This window comes from Pseudoalteromonas sp. SR45-1 (assembly GCF_014163655.1).
Lineage (GTDB): Bacteria > Pseudomonadota > Gammaproteobacteria > Enterobacterales > Alteromonadaceae > Pseudoalteromonas > Pseudoalteromonas distincta.
Genome location: NZ_JACJDR010000001.1, coordinates 354,155 through 373,694, shown reverse-complemented (window position 1 = coordinate 373,694; position 19,540 = coordinate 354,155). Strand labels below are relative to the sequence as shown.

General features: G+C 39.3%; 19 protein-coding genes. 11 read left to right on the top strand and 8 right to left on the bottom strand.

Features of this window, described 5'->3' with window-relative positions:
• The first annotated feature begins 197 nt into the window (after positions 1–197).
• Entirely contained in the window at positions 198–1,322 is a 1,125-nt protein-coding gene (locus H5089_RS01695; protein ID WP_024597617.1) for a sterol desaturase family protein, read from the top strand.
• Positions 1,323–1,401: 79 nt separating this feature from the next.
• Here H5089_RS01695 and H5089_RS01690 read toward each other — a convergent pair whose 3' ends face one another.
• From H5089_RS01690 to H5089_RS01675, 4 genes are all read right to left on the bottom strand, one after another.
• Entirely contained in the window at positions 1,402–2,724 is a 1,323-nt protein-coding gene (locus tag H5089_RS01690; RefSeq protein ID WP_259395892.1) for a leucine-rich repeat-containing protein kinase family protein, read from the bottom strand.
• A gap of 41 nt (positions 2,725–2,765) precedes the next feature.
• On the bottom strand, positions 2,766–3,479 hold the full coding sequence (locus H5089_RS01685) for a YebC/PmpR family DNA-binding transcriptional regulator (RefSeq protein ID WP_002959761.1): 714 nt from the start codon (positions 3,477–3,479) through the stop codon (positions 2,766–2,768).
• Positions 3,480–3,737: 258 nt separating this feature from the next.
• Positions 3,738–5,816, bottom strand: a complete 2,079-nt coding sequence (locus H5089_RS01680) for a M13 family metallopeptidase (protein ID WP_182711320.1) — start codon at positions 5,814–5,816, stop codon at positions 3,738–3,740.
• Between the two features lie 240 nt (positions 5,817–6,056).
• The gene (locus tag H5089_RS01675; protein ID WP_182711319.1) at positions 6,057–7,835 is read right to left on the bottom strand and encodes an ABC transporter ATP-binding protein/permease; all 1,779 of its coding nucleotides are present in this window, start codon (positions 7,833–7,835) and stop codon (positions 6,057–6,059) included.
• A gap of 101 nt (positions 7,836–7,936) precedes the next feature.
• On the opposite strand from H5089_RS01675, the gene H5089_RS01670 reads away from it, so the two are divergent.
• The 7 genes from H5089_RS01670 to H5089_RS01640 all read left to right on the top strand — a co-directional run bounded on the left by H5089_RS01670 (position 7,937) and on the right by H5089_RS01640 (position 13,227).
• Positions 7,937–8,398: a hypothetical protein gene (locus H5089_RS01670; protein ID WP_182694981.1), complete on the top strand. Its 462-nt coding sequence runs from the start codon at positions 7,937–7,939 to the stop codon at positions 8,396–8,398.
• A gap of 108 nt (positions 8,399–8,506) precedes the next feature.
• Positions 8,507–10,345 carry a protein translocase subunit SecD gene (secD, locus tag H5089_RS01665; RefSeq protein WP_182711318.1) on the top strand — a complete coding sequence of 613 codons (1,839 nt, stop codon included), beginning with the start codon at positions 8,507–8,509 and terminating at the stop codon, positions 10,343–10,345.
• Positions 10,338–11,273, top strand: a complete 936-nt coding sequence (gene secF, locus H5089_RS01660) for a protein translocase subunit SecF (protein WP_182711317.1) — start codon at positions 10,338–10,340, stop codon at positions 11,271–11,273. Before secD ends, secF begins: the two co-directional genes overlap by 8 nt.
• Positions 11,274–11,455: 182 nt before the next feature.
• Entirely contained in the window at positions 11,456–11,932 is a 477-nt protein-coding gene (locus H5089_RS01655) for a GreA/GreB family elongation factor (protein WP_182711316.1), read from the top strand.
• Positions 11,933–12,255: 323 nt separating this feature from the next.
• On the top strand, positions 12,256–12,513 hold the full coding sequence (locus H5089_RS01650) for a type II toxin-antitoxin system Phd/YefM family antitoxin (protein ID WP_010555056.1): 258 nt from the start codon (positions 12,256–12,258) through the stop codon (positions 12,511–12,513).
• Positions 12,501–12,818: a type II toxin-antitoxin system RelE/ParE family toxin gene (locus tag H5089_RS01645; protein ID WP_165742964.1), complete on the top strand. Its 318-nt coding sequence runs from the start codon at positions 12,501–12,503 to the stop codon at positions 12,816–12,818. The genes H5089_RS01650 and H5089_RS01645 overlap by 13 nt, the downstream gene beginning before the upstream one ends.
• A gap of 199 nt (positions 12,819–13,017) precedes the next feature.
• Positions 13,018–13,227 (top strand): zinc ribbon domain-containing protein, encoded by a 210-nt coding sequence (locus H5089_RS01640; protein ID WP_007582647.1) that lies wholly within the window; start codon positions 13,018–13,020, stop codon positions 13,225–13,227.
• 272 nt (positions 13,228–13,499) lie between these two features.
• Here the strand turns inward: H5089_RS01640 and H5089_RS01635 are convergent, their stop codons facing one another.
• A complete protein-coding gene (locus H5089_RS01635; RefSeq protein WP_024605991.1) occupies positions 13,500–13,838 on the bottom strand; it encodes a zinc ribbon domain-containing protein YjdM in 339 nt (112 codons plus the stop codon).
• A gap of 293 nt (positions 13,839–14,131) precedes the next feature.
• Here H5089_RS01635 and H5089_RS01630 point away from each other — a divergent pair, with 293 nt between their 5' ends.
• The 3 genes from H5089_RS01630 to H5089_RS01620 are packed head-to-tail and all read left to right on the top strand — an operon-like array spanning position 14,132 to position 17,164.
• Positions 14,132–15,526: a RimK family protein gene (locus tag H5089_RS01630; RefSeq protein WP_182711315.1), complete on the top strand. Its 1,395-nt coding sequence runs from the start codon at positions 14,132–14,134 to the stop codon at positions 15,524–15,526.
• 4 nt (positions 15,527–15,530) lie between these two features.
• Positions 15,531–16,643: a GNAT family N-acetyltransferase/peptidase C39 family protein gene (locus tag H5089_RS01625; RefSeq protein ID WP_182711314.1), complete on the top strand. Its 1,113-nt coding sequence runs from the start codon at positions 15,531–15,533 to the stop codon at positions 16,641–16,643.
• A gap of 8 nt (positions 16,644–16,651) precedes the next feature.
• On the top strand, positions 16,652–17,164 hold the full coding sequence (locus H5089_RS01620) for an MgtC/SapB family protein (protein WP_002960746.1): 513 nt from the start codon (positions 16,652–16,654) through the stop codon (positions 17,162–17,164).
• Positions 17,165–17,180: 16 nt separating this feature from the next.
• Here H5089_RS01620 and H5089_RS01615 read toward each other — a convergent pair whose 3' ends face one another.
• The 3 genes from H5089_RS01615 to H5089_RS01610 form a co-directional block, all read right to left on the bottom strand.
• On the bottom strand, positions 17,181–17,984 hold the full coding sequence (locus tag H5089_RS01615) for an EAL domain-containing protein (protein WP_259396026.1): 804 nt from the start codon (positions 17,982–17,984) through the stop codon (positions 17,181–17,183).
• A 23-nt stretch (positions 17,985–18,007) separates the two neighbouring features.
• The gene (locus tag H5089_RS20215) at positions 18,008–18,406 is read right to left on the bottom strand and encodes a hypothetical protein (RefSeq protein WP_259396025.1); all 399 of its coding nucleotides are present in this window, start codon (positions 18,404–18,406) and stop codon (positions 18,008–18,010) included.
• 88 nt (positions 18,407–18,494) lie between these two features.
• Positions 18,495–19,505, bottom strand: coding sequence for a GlxA family transcriptional regulator (locus H5089_RS01610; protein ID WP_138488986.1), 1,011 nt, complete (start codon positions 19,503–19,505; stop codon positions 18,495–18,497).
• Positions 19,506–19,540: the final 35 nt, after the last annotated feature.

The following is a 19,540-nucleotide window of genomic DNA, read 5'->3' as shown; positions in this document are numbered from 1 at the left end:
GTAAAAGTTTAGCTTTATCCAACCAAGCCACGCATTGCGTGGCTTTTTTGCGTTTAGTTTATCTGTATATTTGCAATTCAAAATTAGAAGGGAACTATTTGTATTTTTTATACCCTAAATTTTGTTAATATGTGGGTGTGTAAATCAATGGAATTTCGTTGTATTTAATCAACTCAACGACGCAAGGAATAATAAAAATGATCAGAGCTCTATCGCGAAAAGTATTTCGCACAAATCATCTTCAGATAGGTGAGGGCAACATAAGTGGCTACATAGCCTGCTTTTTAGCAATACTGAGTTGCTTAGGCGTATTAGCGTTTCACTTTCCTGAATATTTAACCACACCAGAGCTGAGAAAAAGCTACAGCGTCGACTTTTTACGTCAGCTTATGTTTGCATCATTATTGGTCTCGGGCAGTTTAGGATTACTTAACTTTGTACGTAATACCAATAAGCGTTTAGGGGCTACAGCGTGGTTTTTTATTTTACTCGCTATTATGTTTGGCGGACCAAACGTTGAAGTAAACGAATTTGCTTCTGATACACCTTATATAGGGCTTGATTGGTTTATTTTAGATTTACTCGGCTCAACACTTATATTTATTGTGATTGAAAAGTTATTACCTCATCGTAAAGATCAAAAAATATTACGTAGCGAATGGCGAGGCGATTTAAACCACTTTTTTGTAAATCATTTAATTATTGGTTTTGTATTACTCGTTACTAACCACTTTGTGCATTATGGCTTTGGCTGGGCTGTATCATCTACAGTACAAGGTTATATAGAGCAAACACCCTTTATAGTGCAGTTGTTTTTAATAATACTCGTGGCTGATTTAATGCAGTATTGGGTGCATCGTGCCTATCACGAAGTCCCTTTATTATGGCGCTTTCATGGCGTACATCACAGTGCTAAAGAAATGGATTGGTTAGCGGGCTCTCGCCAGCATATTCTTGAAATACTCGTAACGCGCAGCTTAGTGCTCACGCCTATATTTGTACTTGGTTTTTCACAGCAAATAATTAGTTTGTACGTAATAATTGTGGGTTTGCAGGCTGTGTTTAACCATGCAAATGTGCGTGTGAAATTTGGTTGGCTAAAATATTTTATGGTTACACCGCAGTTTCACCATTGGCATCATGCGTCAGATAAAGCCGCGATTGACCGAAATTACGCTGCACATTTTTCGTTTTTAGATTATGTGTTTGGTACTGCTGTTAAAGGCCAAAAAGAGTGGCCACAAGCGTATGGTGTAGTCGGGGATTACATGCCCGTAGGTATGCTTAAACAACAGGTTTACCCGTTTAAGCGCACTAAATAAGTACGGAAAATCCGAATAAACATAAAATAAAAGCGAGTAAGATGTTACATTTTGCTCGCTTATATTATTAATATTAAATTTATTTTAGCTCTGCTAATAACTCAGTAAATGTAGGTCTTTGATTTAATGTAGGTTGCATGGCACATTTTGCCATATCGGACATTTTAACAAAGAGCTCACTTTGTTTATCATCGCCAGTTACCGTGCCTATTAAGTCTTCAATTAAACACCCTAATGCACGTACTTCAATTAACTCGATTTGCTTTTGTTGATAATCACTTAACATGGCTAAGTTTGTGGCTGCACCAAAATCACCAAATAATACATCAGCATCTTTGTTTATCATGGTGTTATGCGCATACACGTCGCCATGGCTTACTTTACAAATATGCAAGTGATGTAAGGTACTTACCATTTGCTGTGCAATTTTTAAAATAGCGTGAGTTGAGTAATGGCAATCATCATTAAAGGTATCACGAGTACAGGTTTCAAGGCTTGGAGGCAGGCCTAAATTAGCAAAGCTTTTATCTATTAGCTCCATTACTAAACCTAGCTGATCACTTTGCTCAATGTAGGCAAGTACTTGAATTAAATTAGCGTGATCGCCTGCTTGTAAGCAGCAATTTACTTCATCAAGCGGGTAGCCGTCGCTGGTAATTGCGCCTTTAAATAATTTAATCGCTACAGCACTTTCAATAGCTTGTGCTAAATGAATAACGCCCGATGCACCTTGGCCAATAACATGACTAAGTGTGTAATCGTTAAGAGACTTATTTTCTAAGCAGCTTTTTGTAAGGCACTGGGCTTTATTAAAATCGTTACCGGCAAACGCAAGCCAAGCAAGTTTAGGCAATTCAAACAGCCAGTCGTCTACGTGTGTTAAGTTATTAGCAGAGAGCCTAACAAGCTCAAGGTTTTTACACTGCGCCATGCTACTTGGCAGTTGCTTAAGTTGATTGCCTGCAAGCGCAAGCTTTTTAAGCTGGGTATAATTACCGAAATCTTCAGGCAATTCGCTTAACGTATTATCGGTGAGTATTAGCCACTCAATATTTTTTGGCAGGCTGTTTAAAGCAAATTCAGAAATTTGGTTACCTTTAAACGCGACCATAATTAAAGCAGGGCATTTAGCGAGCACTTTAGGAATATGCTTAAACTGATTAAACGATAAAAACACACGCTTCAGGTTTGTTAAACAGGCAAATTCATCAGGTAGTGTTGATAAGTTATTATTTGATAAATCGAGAACTTCAAGCGTGTCAGCTAAGCTAAAGATTTCTTCAGGAAATGTCGTTAGCTCTTCTACCAATTGCAGGCGAGTAGCACCAACAAGTTTGCCACTTTTAAGCTCTTTAAGGGAGTTCATATTAATACCATGTTCTAAAAATGAAAAAGCCAACATAGCTGTTGGCTTAAAGTCGTTCTAACTTACTAAATCGCTCTTTAGAATTGCGCGTTATGGTAAACGTTTTGCACGTCGTCGCAATCTTCTAACATTGCTAAAAAGCGTTCCATAACTTCAACGTCTTCGCCTTCAATCGGCGTTTCAATTTGTGGCACAAAGCTAATTAGGTCTTCGTCAAATTCAGTCACGCCCATTTCTTCAAGCGCTGTACGTGTATTGTTGTACTCTGTGTGAGGAGCAAAAACAGTAACTTTACCGTCATCTACTTCTACGTCAGTTACATCAACATCAGCCATCATAAGAGCTTCAAGTACTGCTTCGTCGTCATCACCGTCAAATACAAAAATAGCAAGGTGATCAAATAAATGTGAAACAGAGTTTTGAGCGCCAATTTTAGCATTCGCTTTGGTAAAACAAACACGTACATCAGCAAAGGTACGCTTGTTGTTGTCTGTTAAACAGTCAACAATAATCATACAGTTACCAGGGCCGTAACCTTCGTAACGTGTTGCTGCGTAGTCTTCACCGCCGCCGCCTTTTGCTTTGTCTATTGCGCGGTCAATAACGTGTGCTGGTACTTGGTCTTTTTTAGCGCGTTCAATTAAACGACGTAATGATAAGTTACCATCTGGATCTACACCGCCGTTTTTTGCACAAATATAAATTTCTTTGCCGTACTTAGAATAAACTTTAGTTTTAGCACCCGCAGTCTTAGCCATTGAATCTTTTTTGTTTTGGTAAGCTCTTCCCATCTGCGTTTCGCCTTAATATATGTAAATAATAGAATAAAATTATAATGCGTATTCTAAAGGTAAATGCATTCAAGGGCTAGTAAGTATTAAAACAGATTAAATCGGTAACGTTTAAAAGCCATGTAAACTGTATTTTATTAATGGGATCATCGAGGGTTCTAGACGTTGGAATTATATCTATTATGTGTAAATTTAATTCAATAAAAAAGCAACCTGTATAACAGGTTGCCTTACTAAGTAATAAAAAGTAAGTGTTACTTACCAAATACGTACACGCTCATCTTCAGGAAGGTATAACGCATCGCCTGGTTTTACATCAAACGCTTTGTACCATGCATCATGGTTACGCGGCGCTTGTGCTCTAAAGCGACCTGGGGCATGTGTGCCACCACGCAGTTGGTTAAGCATGCTTTGCTCAGTACGTTTTTCTTTCCATACTTGTGCCCACGCAAGGAAGAAACGCTGATCGCCAGTAACGCCGTCAATAACAGGCGCTTCTTTACCATTTAAACTGAGCTTGTACGCGTGATAAGCCATTGATAGCCCACCTACATCACCAATGTTTTCGCCAAGGCTATTTCGACCATTAACAAAATTACCTTCGATTGGCTCGTATTTACTGTACTGCGCAGCCAGTTGATCGGCTTTTTTGTCAAATGCAGCGCGGTCAGCATCAGTCCACCAGTTACGTTGCACACCGTTTTCGTCAGATTTTGAACCTTGATCGTCAAACCCATGACCCATTTCATGACCAATTACAGCGCCAATACCGCCATAGTTTACAGCCGGATCGGCATTTGGATCGAAAAACGGCGGTTGTAATATCGCAGCCGGAAATACAATTTCATTAAACGAGCTATTGTAGTAAGCGTTTACGCGTTGTGGCGTCATGCCCCAGCGGTTACGGTCTGTTTTTTGTAGCTCTTTTTCAACACTTTCTGCATGAAAAAATTCACGCATGTTTTTCACATTACCGATTAAATCGTTTTTAGTAATGCTTAAACCTTCATAAGACTGCCATACATTGGGGTAACCAATTTTTGGTACAAATGCAGCCAGTTTAGCGCGCGCATTTACTTTAGTTTCATCGCCCATCCATTCTAGGTTATCAATACGTTCACCAAGGGCTGTACGAAGGTTTTCAACTAGCTCTGACATTTGTTGTTTTGATGACTCAGGAAAGTAACGTGCTACGTATATTTTACCAATAGCAAAACCAAGCGAATTTGTACCCGACATTTCACTGATTGCACGCTTCCAACGAGGGCGAGGCTCTTGTTGTCCGCTTAGTTCTTTACCAAAAAAAGCAAAGTTAGTATTAAATACGTCTTCTGATAGTAAACCTGCGTTACCGCTAATAGCGTGATACGTTAGGTAGTCTTTCCATACTGCAATATCTTCTTGATTGATTAGCTCAATCATCGCTTTTATTGGCTCAGGCTGAGATACATTTAACTGAGGTACTTTATAACCTGTTTGCGCAAAGTATAAATCCCAGTTAAAACCAGGATAAGCAGTGCTTAAATCGGCGCGTTCAATTTGGTTTAGCGTTAAATCGCGATTACGGCGCTTTTCACGAGGCCAATGACCTTGTGCAATTTTGGTTTCAAGATCAACAATTGCTTGAGCGCGCTCAGCGGTATTTTCTACTCCTGCAAACTCAAGCATGTCAGCAATGTGGGCAACATAAGCTGTACGGGTTTTAACAAAGCGCTCAGCGTCCTCAAGGTAGTAAGAGCGATCTGGTAAGCCTAACCCACCCGCACCTAGTGACATTTCATATTTGTTAGGGTCTAATCGATTAAACCACATGCCGCCGCCAAAAGGGGCTTTATTACCGGTTAACCAAGATTTACCAAACATTTCAGCTAAATCGTCGGTTGACGCTATATCACTAATTTCACTTAACAATGGCTTGATTGGCGCTACACCTAGTTTATTAAGTGTTTCGGTATCCATATAGGCATTGTAAAAATCAGCAACGAGTTTTTCTTCTGCGTTTAAATCTTTACGTGCGGCTATTTCTTCAATAATAGCTTTAACATCGCCTTCGCTGCGCTCTGCTAATCCAGAAAATGCACCATAGCGGGTTTTATCTGCAGGCATTTCGTAGTTGTCATACCACGTGCCGCTGGAATACATAAAAAAGTCATCGCCTGGTTTCACGGCTTCGTTACGAGCTGTTAGATCAACACCAAAACTACCTAACTCTGCTTTTTCTGTCACTGTTGCTGTAGTTACTTTAGGTTGTTGCTCGTCTATTTTTGTTGTTTGCGGCTCTGAACAACCTGTAATAAATGTGGCAGCTAATGCTGCGGCAATTAAACTCTTTTTCATTACTTACTCCTGAGTATCACTGATTGAATTAAAGCAGCAGTGAATCATTTTTATTGTTACGAATATTTAACTTATCGATTGTTATTGATATTAATCAGACAAACAAATCTTTTGAGGTGAATCACCACAGTGCTCGATAAAGCTAATATAGGAGAAAAGAGAAAGGCTAATAGGTTCTATAAACGCTTTATTTAGCTCGAATACTTGAAAGTATCCGAGCTAAGAGGGGTTACACTCTATTTACTTTTTATGCTGAAGCTCCCACATACGGGCATATTCTCCGGCGAGTGTAAGTAACTCATCGTGCTTACCTTGCTCAATAATTTGTCCGGCTTTGAGCACAATAATGGTGTCTGCATCGGTAATAGTAGATAACCGATGAGCAATAACAATACTCGTATGGTTACTGGCAACTTCACGCATTGCTGCGAGAATTGCTTGCTCAGAATGAGAGTCGAGTGCAGATGTTGCTTCATCAAAAATTAAAATAGGGGATTTTTTCAAAATAGCGCGGGCAATGGCAATACGCTGTTTTTCGCCGCCTGATACTTTTAAACCGCGCTCGCCAACCAGTGTTTTATCGCCTTTATCAAGTGTGCCTATAAAGTCTTTTAAATGCGCCATAGCAATGGCTTCGTCAATTTCAGCATCGCTTGCTGATGGTCTACCGTAAGCGATATTTTCACGAATGGTGGTGTTAAACAGCACGGTGTCTTGCGGCACTATTGCAATGGCTTTTCGTAAACTATTAAGTGTTACTGAGTTTATTGCTTGATTATCAATACTAATTTCACCGGCGCTTACATCATAAAAACGATATAGCAGTCGCGCCAATGAGCTTTTACCAGCCCCACTGGCACCAACAATAGCTACTTTGCTGCCTGCTTTAACACTAAAGCTAAGATTATTAAGAATAGGGCGATGCGCATCGTAACTAAAACTTACATTATTAAATGTTATTTCACCTTGGCTAATATTGAGCTCTTTAGCATTAAGTGCATCGGTTATTTGTGGTTTTTTGTTAAGTAGCCCAAGCATGTTTTCAAGGTCGGTTAGCGCGCGTCTTATTTCGCGGTACACAAAGCCTAAAAAGTTAAGCGGTAAAAACAATTGAATCATATACGCGTTGATCATCACTAGTTCACCAATAGAAAGCGTACCTGCAACTACCTCGGTTGAGCCCAACCACATTAACGCGGTAATAGCACAGGCAATAATAAGTGCTTGGCCTGAGTTGAGGGCGAGCAACGACATTCTATTTTTTAAACGGGCTTTTTCCCAGTTTGCTAAAAAGGTGTCGTACGTTTTGGCTTCAAACTGCTCATTATTAAAATATTTTACAGTTTCATAATTAAGCAGGCTGTCTATTGCGCGGGTATTACTTTTATTGTCGGCAGCATTTGCTTCTCTAATAAAGCGGTTTCGCCACTGAGTAACCACCACAGTAAAGGTAATATAAATAGCAACTGCCAGTAATGTAATCAGCGCAAACCAAACAGAAAACAACGTGCCAAAAATAATCGCAACGGTCAGTATTTCAAACAAAGTAGGCACAATGTTAAACATTAAAAAACGCATTAAAAAGCTTAACCCACTTGTACCGCGTTCTATATCGCGGCTAATGCCACCGGTTTGCCTATCTAAATGAAAAGCCAGTTCAAGCGAGTGTAAATGCTTAAATACTTTTAAACCAATATCACGCATGGCGTGCTCGGTTACGCGAGAAAATACAGCATCTCTTATTTCACCTAAAAATACGCTAGCAAAACGCAGTGCACCGTACATCAATAACAATAAAGCGGGAATAACTATCAGTGGGTTAATCGACTTATCTACAGAGTCTATTATTTCTTTAAGCGCCCAAGGCATTAAAAGCGTAGCACCTTTTGCGCCTATAAGCGCCATAAGTGCAATAAAAACACGGCCTTTAAATTTTGTAAGGTAGGGCCAAAGCGTTTTTACACTTTGGCGTAGGTTCATGGCGTCTGGTCGTTTTTCACTGCTTTGTCTGGGGCGCATTAGTGATCTCTGTTAAAACTAAATACTTAATTAATAAGCATTGTATTTTAAACGCTTGCCCTTATATACTACGCATCCCTTATTTTAGTTTTAAAACGTGAATGTTTAAATTTAGAGTGTTTTTAACTGCCTTTTTGCTACTTGCTGCACTTTTTAGTGTGCAGAGCAATGCTATGGGCGCCTCACAAAATTTAAATATTACTGTTAGTACGCAGGTTTCGCTTACTGATATTGCCGATTTAACTAAAATACAGCCTATTAGTAAGTCTGTAGATACTGCGCAGCATAAAAAAACGCATCAAACCGATTTTGACGCGCACCAACCAAGGTTAACTGCCAATAATTCATCATTGTTTTTGCACACTGTTCAAAGTGAGCCAGAATACGATGTGGTTTTTGAATTTTTTGCTCAAAATCTTGTTAGGCATATATTCTTACGACCAAGAGCGATTAATCCTATACAGCCTTGGTATACGCTTGTAACTAATAGTAAAAAGTCGCGCTTGAGTGGCTGGAAAGACGTTAATTTACTCTACAGAGCTGTAACTACCTACCACGCTTAATTTTCCTTATTTAATTTTATTAGGTTTTAACTTTTAAAGTTTTAGCCTGCAGATTAATTGTGCTTTTAAAAAGTACGTTGCTAGCTTTGCTGGCAATAAGGATTCAACATGTTAAGTTTTAAAAAAGACAAAAAACCGTCTACGGCTAAGTTCAAATTAAGCTATATAGCCATGCTAATAGTATTGGTTATATTAGCTATCAGCGCATTACCAAATTTATACCCAAATAAATCGTGGTTGCACATCAGTGCTGCTCCGCACAGTGAAACGCAATCTTTACCGAGCACTAAAACGCTAGTTACTTTTTTAAATAACCAAGGGTTAGAGGTTGAGCAGGGTTTAGATAAGCAATCAACTATTAATGTACTTTTAAACGAGCCAACTAAAAGCGCTCAGGCACAAGCGGCTATAAAAGCGCAATACCCAAACACGCAAGTTAAAATTGTTGAGCATGCAACCAGCCCTACATGGTTACAAAATTTTGGTTTATCACCAATAAAGCTGGGCCTTGATTTAAATGGCGGTGTGCTATTTGTATTAGACGTAGATTTAGATAAAGCCGTTGATGAGCAGTTAGTCAGTGCGTATCAACAAGCTAAATCAATCATTATTAAGCAAAAAGCACATGGCGTAAAAGCGCAGCAAACTCAGCACGGGTTTGAAATAAACGCATTGCCTAATGCAACAGACAAGTTAACCCCCGTTATTGAAGAGCTACAAAGCCGGTTTGCTAATTTAGCCGTTGTAACAAGCAATAACGGCAGCGTTGAAACTGCTAAATTTAGTTATTCGGAGCAAGGCCGCAGCAGCTTTGATAAAGAAGTAATGGGGCAAACACTCACAACCCTTCGTTCACGTATTGAAGAGTTAGGCATTACCGAAGCGGTAACACAGCGCCAAGGAAAGCACCGTATTCGTATAGAGCTACCAGGCGTGCAAGATCCAACCGAAGCAAAACGTATTATTGGTGCAACAGCATCGCTTGGTTTTTATCAATTAAAAGAAATTGGCGGGCAAACATTTAATATGCAATCGGGCGGAAAGATAAAGCTCGATCCTGTGCCAATTTTTACAGGCGATCATATTAATAATGCAAACATAGGCCGCGACGATTGGGGTAAACCATTGGTACAACTAAGCCTAGACGGCCAAGGCGGGGATGCAATGTCGGCGTTTTCAAAAGCCAATATTGGTAAGCCAATGGCGACGGTTTACTCTGAGTACTCTCAAAATGCTAAAGGCGAAGTAGTTAAAAAAAGCGAAGTTATTAACGTTGCCAATATTGCTCAGCATTTAAGTTCGCGTTTTAGTATTACCAATATGAAAAGCCAACAAGCGGCAGCCGATCTGGCATTATTACTACGTGCAGGCTCGCTTACAGCACCCGTTACAATTGTGCACGAACAAACAATAGGGCCAAGCCTCGGCAGCGAAAATATTAGTAATGGCTTAGCCGCGCTTATGTTAGGTATGGGTATTACCCTTGCATTTATGGCGCTTTGGTATCGTCGTTTAGGCCTTATTGCAAACGTGGCACTTATATTAAATTTAACGTCGCTTGTGGGCTTAATGTCATTATTACCAGGGGTTGTGTTAACGCTTCCGGGTATCGCTGGCCTAGTGCTAACCATAGGTATGGCGGTAGACACTAACGTAATAATATTTGAACGCATTAAAGAAGAACGCCGCCAAGGCCGTGCACCATATCAAGCTATTCAAGAGGGTTATAAACAAGCCGCAAATACAATATTTGATGCCAATATAACCACCATGATCACCGCACTTATCTTATACGGCATAGGCTATGGGCCCGTTAAAGGTTTTGCCATTACACTCGCACTGGGGCTTTTAACGTCTGTATTTACGGGTGTGTACGTATCAAAAATATTAAGCCAAACGTTGTATTTAAAAATGGGTAAAAAAGTAGGAGAAAAAGCACATGCTTAACACTTTTTTGAAAGGCGAGGCGGGCACACGTTTACGCTTTATGGGCATGCTTTTAAGCGCCATGTTAGTGCTGCTATCCGTATTTACGCTTACGCAAAAAGGTCTAAATTTTGGCCTAGATTTTACCGGCGGTTATTTAACTGAGTTTACAACCAGCCAAAGTGTTGAGCTAAAAGAGCTTCAATCGTTTATTGCTAAAAATCATAACGGTGAGTTTGAGCTAACCGCGCAAGGTAATAGCCATTTTCAATTAAGAGAAGCGCCAAGTGCATCAACAACAGGTAATAGCCTTGATTGGCAAAGCGCTGTTACACAAAACGATGATATAAACGCACAGGTATTATCGTCAGCTTATATTGGCTCACAAGTGGGCGATGAGTTATTTGATCAAGGCTGTTTAGCCATGTTTGCTGCAATGATTGCGGTAATGATTTACCTTGCAGTGCGTTTTGAATGGCGATTAGCGGTAGGCTCTGTGGTTGCGCTAGTGCACGATTTAATACTCGTTCTTGGGTTATTTTCACTATTACAAATTGAGTTTAACCTGACCGTGCTGGCCAGCTTACTGGCTATTATTGGTTACTCACTTAACGACTCAATAATAGTGGGGGATAGAGTGCGTGAGCTTTTACGTGTTCAATCAAATAATGTACTTAGCCCAGCGACTATTATTAATAATGCGATTAAAAGCACACTAACGCGCACCTTAATAACGTCGGGTACCACACTTGCGACGGTTGCGAGCGTTTGGTTACTTGCAGGCGCACCACTGCAAGGCTTTGCTATAGCATTATTTACCGGCATTGTAGTGGGTACGTTCTCGTCTATTTGTATAGCGGCAACCTTGCCAGAGCTATTGGGCTTAAGCGCTAAAAACTACGAAGTTAAAGTAGATGCCCACACGCAAACATTATTAGATATGCCATAAGGTTTTTAATAAAGCACAAGCAAAGAGCTGCACCAACCAACAGCTCTTTACTTGTTTAATGCTAATTTAAGCCCCGCTAGTATTCCCACCAAACTTGCGGGGGTTTAAAACAATGGTTTTAAGCCTAGCAAAAATGTTAAACTAACTGCCTTATTTTTACTGCCAGTATTGTATTAATCCCCATGAATAAAACCCACGTTATCGAACATCTTCGTTTTGCGCTAGAAGCGCAGCTTACAACAGCAAAAGTAGCGGCAAAAACTGCGCACGACACCGCCACACATGAAGAAAACATAGCCGAAAATAAATACGATACTCTAGGCCTCGAAGCCGCTTATTTAGCACAAGGCCAAGCCCAGCGCGTAAACGATTGCTATAAAAGCATAGAATTGTTCGAACCTGCCTTTAATGAAAAACCAACCGACAAAATAGCTATCGGTTCGCTGGTATGTTTAGAAGATGATAACGCAGCCCAAAAATGGTTTTATTTAGGCCCTGCAGCTGGTGGTTTAACAGTAAACGTTAAAAAGCACGCAATTGCTGTTGTAACACCCGGCGCACCAATGGGTAAGCAGTTACTAAATAAACAGATTGATGATGAAATTACGTTAACAATTGCAGGTAAAGCCCACGAATATGCAGTGGTAGAGATTTTATAAAGCTTTGGTTTTTTAAGAGAACACCATCTGACAAAGCTATGCCAACGTAATAAGCGCTTATTTATATTCATAAATTAATTGTCGGATGGCATGGCTCCGCCATTTATCCAACCTACAGCTATGTTTTTATAGCGTAACGTGGTGTGTATTTCAATTTCTACAAAGGCATATAATGAGAAGTACCTAATAGTTTAAAAGTGAGCAGGGTTGACGTTAGGTGCTCCCTTTTTAATTGATTTTAGTGGTTTTACAGCCTCGTTAGTTGTATTTCCCAAGTTGGCTACTCGGTGCTACTATAGTGATACATTTGTTTGGGGATTATTATGAGAGTAGAACTAGTAACAACATTGAAGCGTCAAGCAACGAAGATATTATCTGAACTTCATTCCTCTAAAGAACCTGTGTTGATAACTGAACATGGACAACCATCTGCATACTTAGTAGATGTTGATGATTATGAATTTATGCAAAAGCGTATGCAAATTCTTGAGTCTCTTGCAAAAGGAGAGCAGGCAATAAGTCGTGGTGAAACCATGTCGAATGTTGAAGCTAAAGATAAAATGAATAAATGGCTGAAATAATTTGGACTAATCCAGCTTTGGATGATCTTAACGATATCGCTGAATATATCGCATTAAGCAATTTGCAGTCAGCGAAAAAATTGGTTTCCAAAATATTTGAAAAAGTTGAACGTCTCGAACCCTTTCCTGAATCAGGTAAAAAACCAATTGAGTTAGCTAACCTAAATTATCTTGAACTGGTCGTGAATCCTTGTCGTATATTTTACAAGAAAGATAACAATAAAGTATATATTTTGCACGTAATGAGACAAGAACGAGACTTACGAAAATTTTTGTTGCTAACGCAATATACAGCTAACAAGTAGGTAATCCCTGAGTGAAATTAGTATGACCCTCATACTAATTATTATAAGAAGCAATTATTAAAAAGCTATCCAAACATCTATCAAAATTCCAACTTAACAAATATAAGAACTAAATTTTGGTTTGTTTATTAAAAAAAATTGCTACACACGTTCCTTAAGTGTTTAATATACCGTATATAAATAATATGGAGGTTGAAATATGAGACATAACAATTGGTCTTGCTCTAAGTGTAATAATAACGAATTTGATACCGGTGAAATAAGAGTTTCGGGTGGCTTTTGGTCAAGAATTTTTGATGTTCAAAATAAAAAGTACACCGCTGTGACATGCAGTCGATGTAGTTTTACTGAATTTTATAAAGGTTCATCATCAACACTTGGTAACGTATTTGATTTCTTTACTGGGTAATCAAAGCTTAAAAAGCACTTTAACTGAAATGTAAACAGATCAGTTCAAGAGATACCTCCTCATTAAGCTGAGGAGGTTAAATGCTTAAATATACCTAAGCGATAATTCGCCTTATTAAATGTAGGTGGACCTTTAGAAATATACCAACTAATAGCAGTTAAACAAAATCTATTATATGCACTAATAATAGGCTTCAATAACAGGCCATAAGGCTTGGATGAATTTATTTTTATGATTTTTCATCTAACATCCTATATTTTAAATATCCAATTTTAGGTAGCTTTTTTCACAAATTTCGCTGTTACCATCATTTCGCCAATGCCTTCTACTTTACAATCAAGTTCGTGATCTTTTTTATCAAGCACTCTTCTAACGACCGCTTTGGTGCCAATTTTAATTACTTGCGAGCTGCCTTTAATTTTTAAATCTTTGGCTACGGTCACTTTATCGCCATCATTAAGTAAAGTGCCGTTGGCATCTTTTACTAAAATTGCGTCTTCATCATTTGTAGTATTTGGGTTCCACTCATGGGCGCACTCGGGGCAAATAAGCAGTTGTTGGTCTTCGTAAACATATTCACATTGGCATTTTGGGCAAGCAGGCAGCGACATTTTTAACTCTCATAAGGTGTTGTTTTGCGTATTTTAATCTGCATTATTAGTTAATCAATATTTTTCATCTTCACGCTAAAAATATCTCGTTTGTGCGTTTTTAAAAAAGGGCATATAAAGCACATGTCGCTTAAGCAATTTAAGCGCTAACTCGTACAGTAGGTACCTGTTAAAGCACCCATCATATTAAGTGATTCGCGCAATGCCCACTTAGTACGATGGGTGTTTCTATTTATAATGCTTAGTATTTTACTAAGCATGCTTTTTATATTTTGACTTAACTAGGAAAAGTCGTGTTTAAAACCTTAATTGTGGTTGATAACAACGAGCAAACGCTTGCTCAATCGTTCGAAAATGTAATTACGTTTAATACCTACTTACGTGATTACCCAAAACATAACGAACCAAAAACACGCATTATTAATCTGTGCGACTCAAGCCAATACTTGAGCAAAGGTTACTATTGCTCATTACTTGCAGAGGCGCGCAAGCACCAAGTTTTACCCAGTGTAAAAACCATTAATGCTCTTCGTAGTGGCCAAGCTCCTATGTTAAATGTGGGCCAAATAGATGGCACACTTTACTTTGGTAATGCCCAAAACGATTTACAATCAAAAGCGGCAAAGTCGGTATTTAAACAATACCCAGCGCCTATTTTATTTGTTGATGAACAAGGATTATTGCAACAAGGCTCGATGTCGTCTTTAAGCGAGCAGCAGTACAGCGAATTTGTAGCCAAGCTAGATAACTTTACTAAAACGCAGTGGCGTATTAGTTCTGTGCAACGTCGTTTTAGATGGGACATGGCAATACTTGTTGATCATAACGAAAAAGTACCACCGAGTGAGAAAGACGCCATTGCACGTTTTATTAAAGCAGCTGCTAAACACGGTATTTATGCACAAGCATTAAGCTTTGACGAAATTGATAACATTGCCCAGTTTGATGCGTTATTTATTCGCCAAACTACAGCGATTGACCACCTAACGTATCGCCTTGCAAGCAAAGCGCAAAGCCTGGGTTTAGTGGTTATTGACGATGCTGAGTCTATTTTACGTTGTTGTAATAAAGTGTATTTACACGATGCATTTAATTATCAAAAAGTGCCAAGTTTAAAAACGGTTGTAGTGGCTGATCAAGCAAATGAAACGCTTGAGCAATTAGAAGAAGCGTTTACGTATCCGCTTGTTTTAAAAATGCCTGAAGGGTCGTTCTCAAAAGGTGTGTTTAAAGTTTCAAACCGTGATGAGCTTGCCGCTAAGCTTACAGAGCTGTTTGAATATAGCGCATTAGTGCTTGCACAAGAGTACATGTATACCGAATATGATTGGCGAGTGGGTGTGTTAAATGGCCGTGCAATTTATGCATGCCGCTATTTAATGGCGCGTAACCATTGGCAAATTTATAACCACGACGCTAAACGGTTTTTCTCTGGCGGCTTTGAAACTCTACCAACCTTTGAGTTACCAAAAGCGGTGTTAGATGCAGCATTAAAAGCATGTAAAACAGTGGGTAGGGGTTTATATGGCGTAGATGTTAAAGAGCATCAAGGCAAAGCATATGTACTTGAAGTAAACGACAACCCAAGTATTGATCACAAGGTAGAAGACGGCTATTTAGGCGACGAGCTATACATGATCATTATGGATGAGTTTAAACAACGCTTAGAAGCACGAGGCCGTGGGTAATAACATGAGCAACCTTGTTATTCGAAAGGCGCTTAGTAGTGATTTAAATGCACTGATTGACGTTGAAAACGCTTGCTTTAATAACGATAAATTAAGTCCGCGTAGTTTAAAACGCTGGCTTAGTGCAAAACACGGTATTTTACTCGTTGCCCAAAATGGCGAGCAAGTATGTGGATATGGATTAGTGTGGTGCCATAAAGGGACTCGTTTAGCGCGTTTATATTCGCTTGCTGTAAAACCCACAATGCAAGGTAAGGGCGTTGCAAAGACATTGCTTACTAGCCTTGAAAAAGAAACGTATGAGCGAGGGCGTATTTACCTTCGTTTAGAAGTGGCTGTAAATAACGAAGGTGCGATAGGGCTTTATAAAAGCTTAGGTTACAGAGTGTTTGGTCAATATAGCGATTATTACGATGACCACAGTGACGCACTACGAATGCAAAAAAACATTCGACAAACGAGTGAGTTAAAAGTGGCGCGTTTAACGCCGTGGTATCAGCAAACTACTGAGTTTACGTGCGGACCTGCTGCACTATTAATGGCAATGGGCGCACTTGAGCCAACAACTGAGCTTACCCAATCGCATGAGCTGGCACTTTGGCGTGAAGGTACCACCATTTTTATGACATCGGGTCATGGTGGTTGCCATCCGTTTGGTTTGGCACTTGGGGCTAATAAGCGTGGTTTTATAAGCGAAGTAATGGTTAATACCACAGAGCCTTTGTTTTTAGATGGCGTACGCAACGAAAACAAAAAAGTGGTACTTGCCACAGTGCATCAGCAATTTGTAGATGGTATTGCACAGGCAAATATACCGCTTACGTATAAAGATGTAGAGCTTGAGCATATTGAGCAGTGGTTAAGTAAAGGCTTTAGTGTGCTGTTATTAATTAGTACATACAGTTTTGATGGTAAAAAATCGCCACATTGGGTGTGTGTTACGCACCTTGATGAGCACTGCGTGTATGTTCACGACCCGTTTTGTGAGCCCGGTAACGATAAACAGCTCGCAATAGATTGCCAATATGTACCTATTGCACGAAGTGATTTTAGTAAAATGTCAGCGTTTGGTAGCCAACGTTTAAGAACGGCGGTGGCTATAGCTAATAAAATATAAGGTTAACAGTGACTTTTTTAGATTTAATTGATGTAGCCCCGTATTCTTGGGCAGCTATTGGTACTGCGGCTTTTTGTGGTGCTATTATTGGAATAGAGCGCCAATTGCGCGGCAAGCCTGTAGGTATTCGTACATCAGCCCTAATAACGCTGGGCACGTATTTGTTTTTATCCACTGCGTTTAATTTACAGGGGGATGTAATAGATCATTCTCGTGTAGTTGGGCAAATAATTACAGGTATTGGCTTTTTAGGGGCAGGCGTTATGCTCGCAAAAGATGGTGCGGTAGTTGGCGTAACCTCTGCTGCAACCATTTGGGTGCTTGCATCAATAGGCGTGATGATAGCGACCGAAAACCTTGGGGCTGCAATAAAACTCTCGGTGCTGGTGGTCGGTATTTTATACGGTGTAGACGTACTTGAGGCTAAATTTAAAAGCTTAAGCAAAGGCGTACACACTAAAGTAAAAAACTATCAAAAGCGCTATTATCGAAAAGAATTTAACGAATCAGAACGCCACTAAAAGTGGCGTTTATTAATTATAGCGTAATTGTTTGATATTGGATGGCATCTTCAATAGGAGCTGGGCGCCCAATAAAATAGCCTTGTACGTTATCAACGCCTAGTTTTCTTAGTGTGTTTAATTCATCTTGATTTTCTATACCCTCAGCTACAATTGAGCAATTAATAGCTTTGGCAAATCCGCATAGTGCTTTAGCTAATAAAAACTTTCTACTGTCTTTATTTATATTTTGAGTGAGGCTTATATCTAACTTAATGATATCTGCCTCTAATTCTAAAATATGTTGAAAAGACGAATAGCCAGCTCCAACATCATCTATAGCTAATCTTACGCCTTTGCTTCTTAATGGTTGAAGTGCAGTTCGCATCGCTTGGTAGTCTAAAATAGGTGAATGTTCAGTCACTTCTAAAATTATTCTATTACAATCGATGCTTTGTAATACTTTGTCTATTGAGCCTGATAAAATATGCTGAGGTGAAGTATTTATAGTGATATAAGCTTTTTCATCAAATTGATCTAAGCAATGTAATGTATTTTGTATAGCAAGTATTTCTAATGCTTCTCCTAAACCCAGTTTTTCAGCATCTTTAAACCAAATATCAGGTGTTTTATAGGGTTCAATAAAAAAGCGTGACAGAGATTCATAACCCGAAAGTTGGTTGGTTGATAAATTAAATATGGGCTGAAAATAAATCGTAATATCGTTTGTTTTTATAATATTTTCAATAAGCGACTTTGACTCATTATTTAAAATGTCAGACTGAACTTTTTTTTCGATTAACTCAGTAGCTATTTCAGAAATGAGCCTAAGAAATGACAAATCTTTGTCGTTCAGGGCATTGTCTAATACGGTTTTATAACAGCAAAAAGTTCCATAAACTTTTCCGGTGGATAAATAATGGGTACACCAATATAAGAGCCAATATTTAGCTTTTCTGTGACTGGCATGTTGCGGGTTATTGGGTGCTCAAGAGTATTAGGGATTATTTGTTCTAGCTCGTTATCAGATATTTTTTTACAGTAAGTTTCGCAAATTGGATCTGAATTACCTACTGATACGCATGTATTTGTAGTTTGGTTATCTACCACTTTAAAAACGCGCTCAGTATTGGTGAATTTTGAAATAAACGCGACTTCCATACTTAAATGTTTTCGTACAAGTGAAAGTAACTTTAATAACTTTGATTCAATAGAAGCATCGCTTTGTGGATCAAAAAGGTGCTTACTAAGTTTATCTCTCATGCAGTTACCTTGGTATGGCGTAAATTATATTATTGATAAGAGTATAATTTATGTATAAAAAAATGCCAATTTAGAGTGTCGTCGCTGGTTAGCCAAATAACTTTCTCCTAACTACTTTTCTGTAGCCACTGGGTGTTTGGCTTAATACTTTTTTGAACACGCGGGTTAAATGCCCTTGGTCGTTATATCCAACTTCTAAAGCCACTTCTTGAATTGATAAATTTGATGATGCTAATAACTCTTTTGCGCCTTCTACACGTAGTTGTTGCCAATACTCAATTGGGCTTTGGTTAGTGGCGGCTCTAAAACGGCGGGTAAAAGTACGATAGCTTAAGCTAAATTGGGCAGCAACTTCTTGCAAGTTTAGCTCGGTGGCTAAATTAGTTTTTAGCCAAAATTGAATTTGCGCAATTAGCTCATCGGGGTGGCGGTCTACTGCACCTTCTAAATAGCGTTGATCTTCGTAGGGTTTGCGTATTTCGTGCGAAAAATTACGCTCTACATGCTGCGCGGCGGCTTTTGTGTAGTACTGGCTGATAATATGTACGATAACATCTGCAAGGGCATTAAGGCTTGCTACGGTATACATGCGCTCTGATTGGGTTATAAAAAAGTCGGGCTTTAAGCGCACCTGCGGGTAGTCATGGCTAAATTGTTTGGCGTAATGCCAATGGGTGGTAGCAGGGTGGCCATCAAGTAAGCCAGCCTCAGCTAATAAACAGTTGCCAGTACCTACACCAATTATATGGCTGCCTGCGCTAAAGCTTTCACTTAGCCAATCAACTATTTCTTGATTTGTTCGCACCACTGGGCGCGGATTTCGCCAAATACCCGGCACTATAATTAAATCGCTGTAGGGCGCGTTAGTTGTTATGCAATCAGGATTTATAGCAAGGCCTGCGCGGGTGGGTATAGATTCAGCACTTTTAGCCACTAAATTTATAGCAAGTGGCCTAAAGCTTTGCTTATCAAGATGCCCTTTAGCAAAGGCCTCGCCGGCTCTTAGCATTTCTATAGGCAGCGTTAAACTAGTCACTAATAAATGCGGATATACCGCTATAGCAATGTTTAGTGGTGGATTAGTGTGTTTATCAGTCATATAAATGCTCCGACCAGTACATTTTGGCCTTTTGT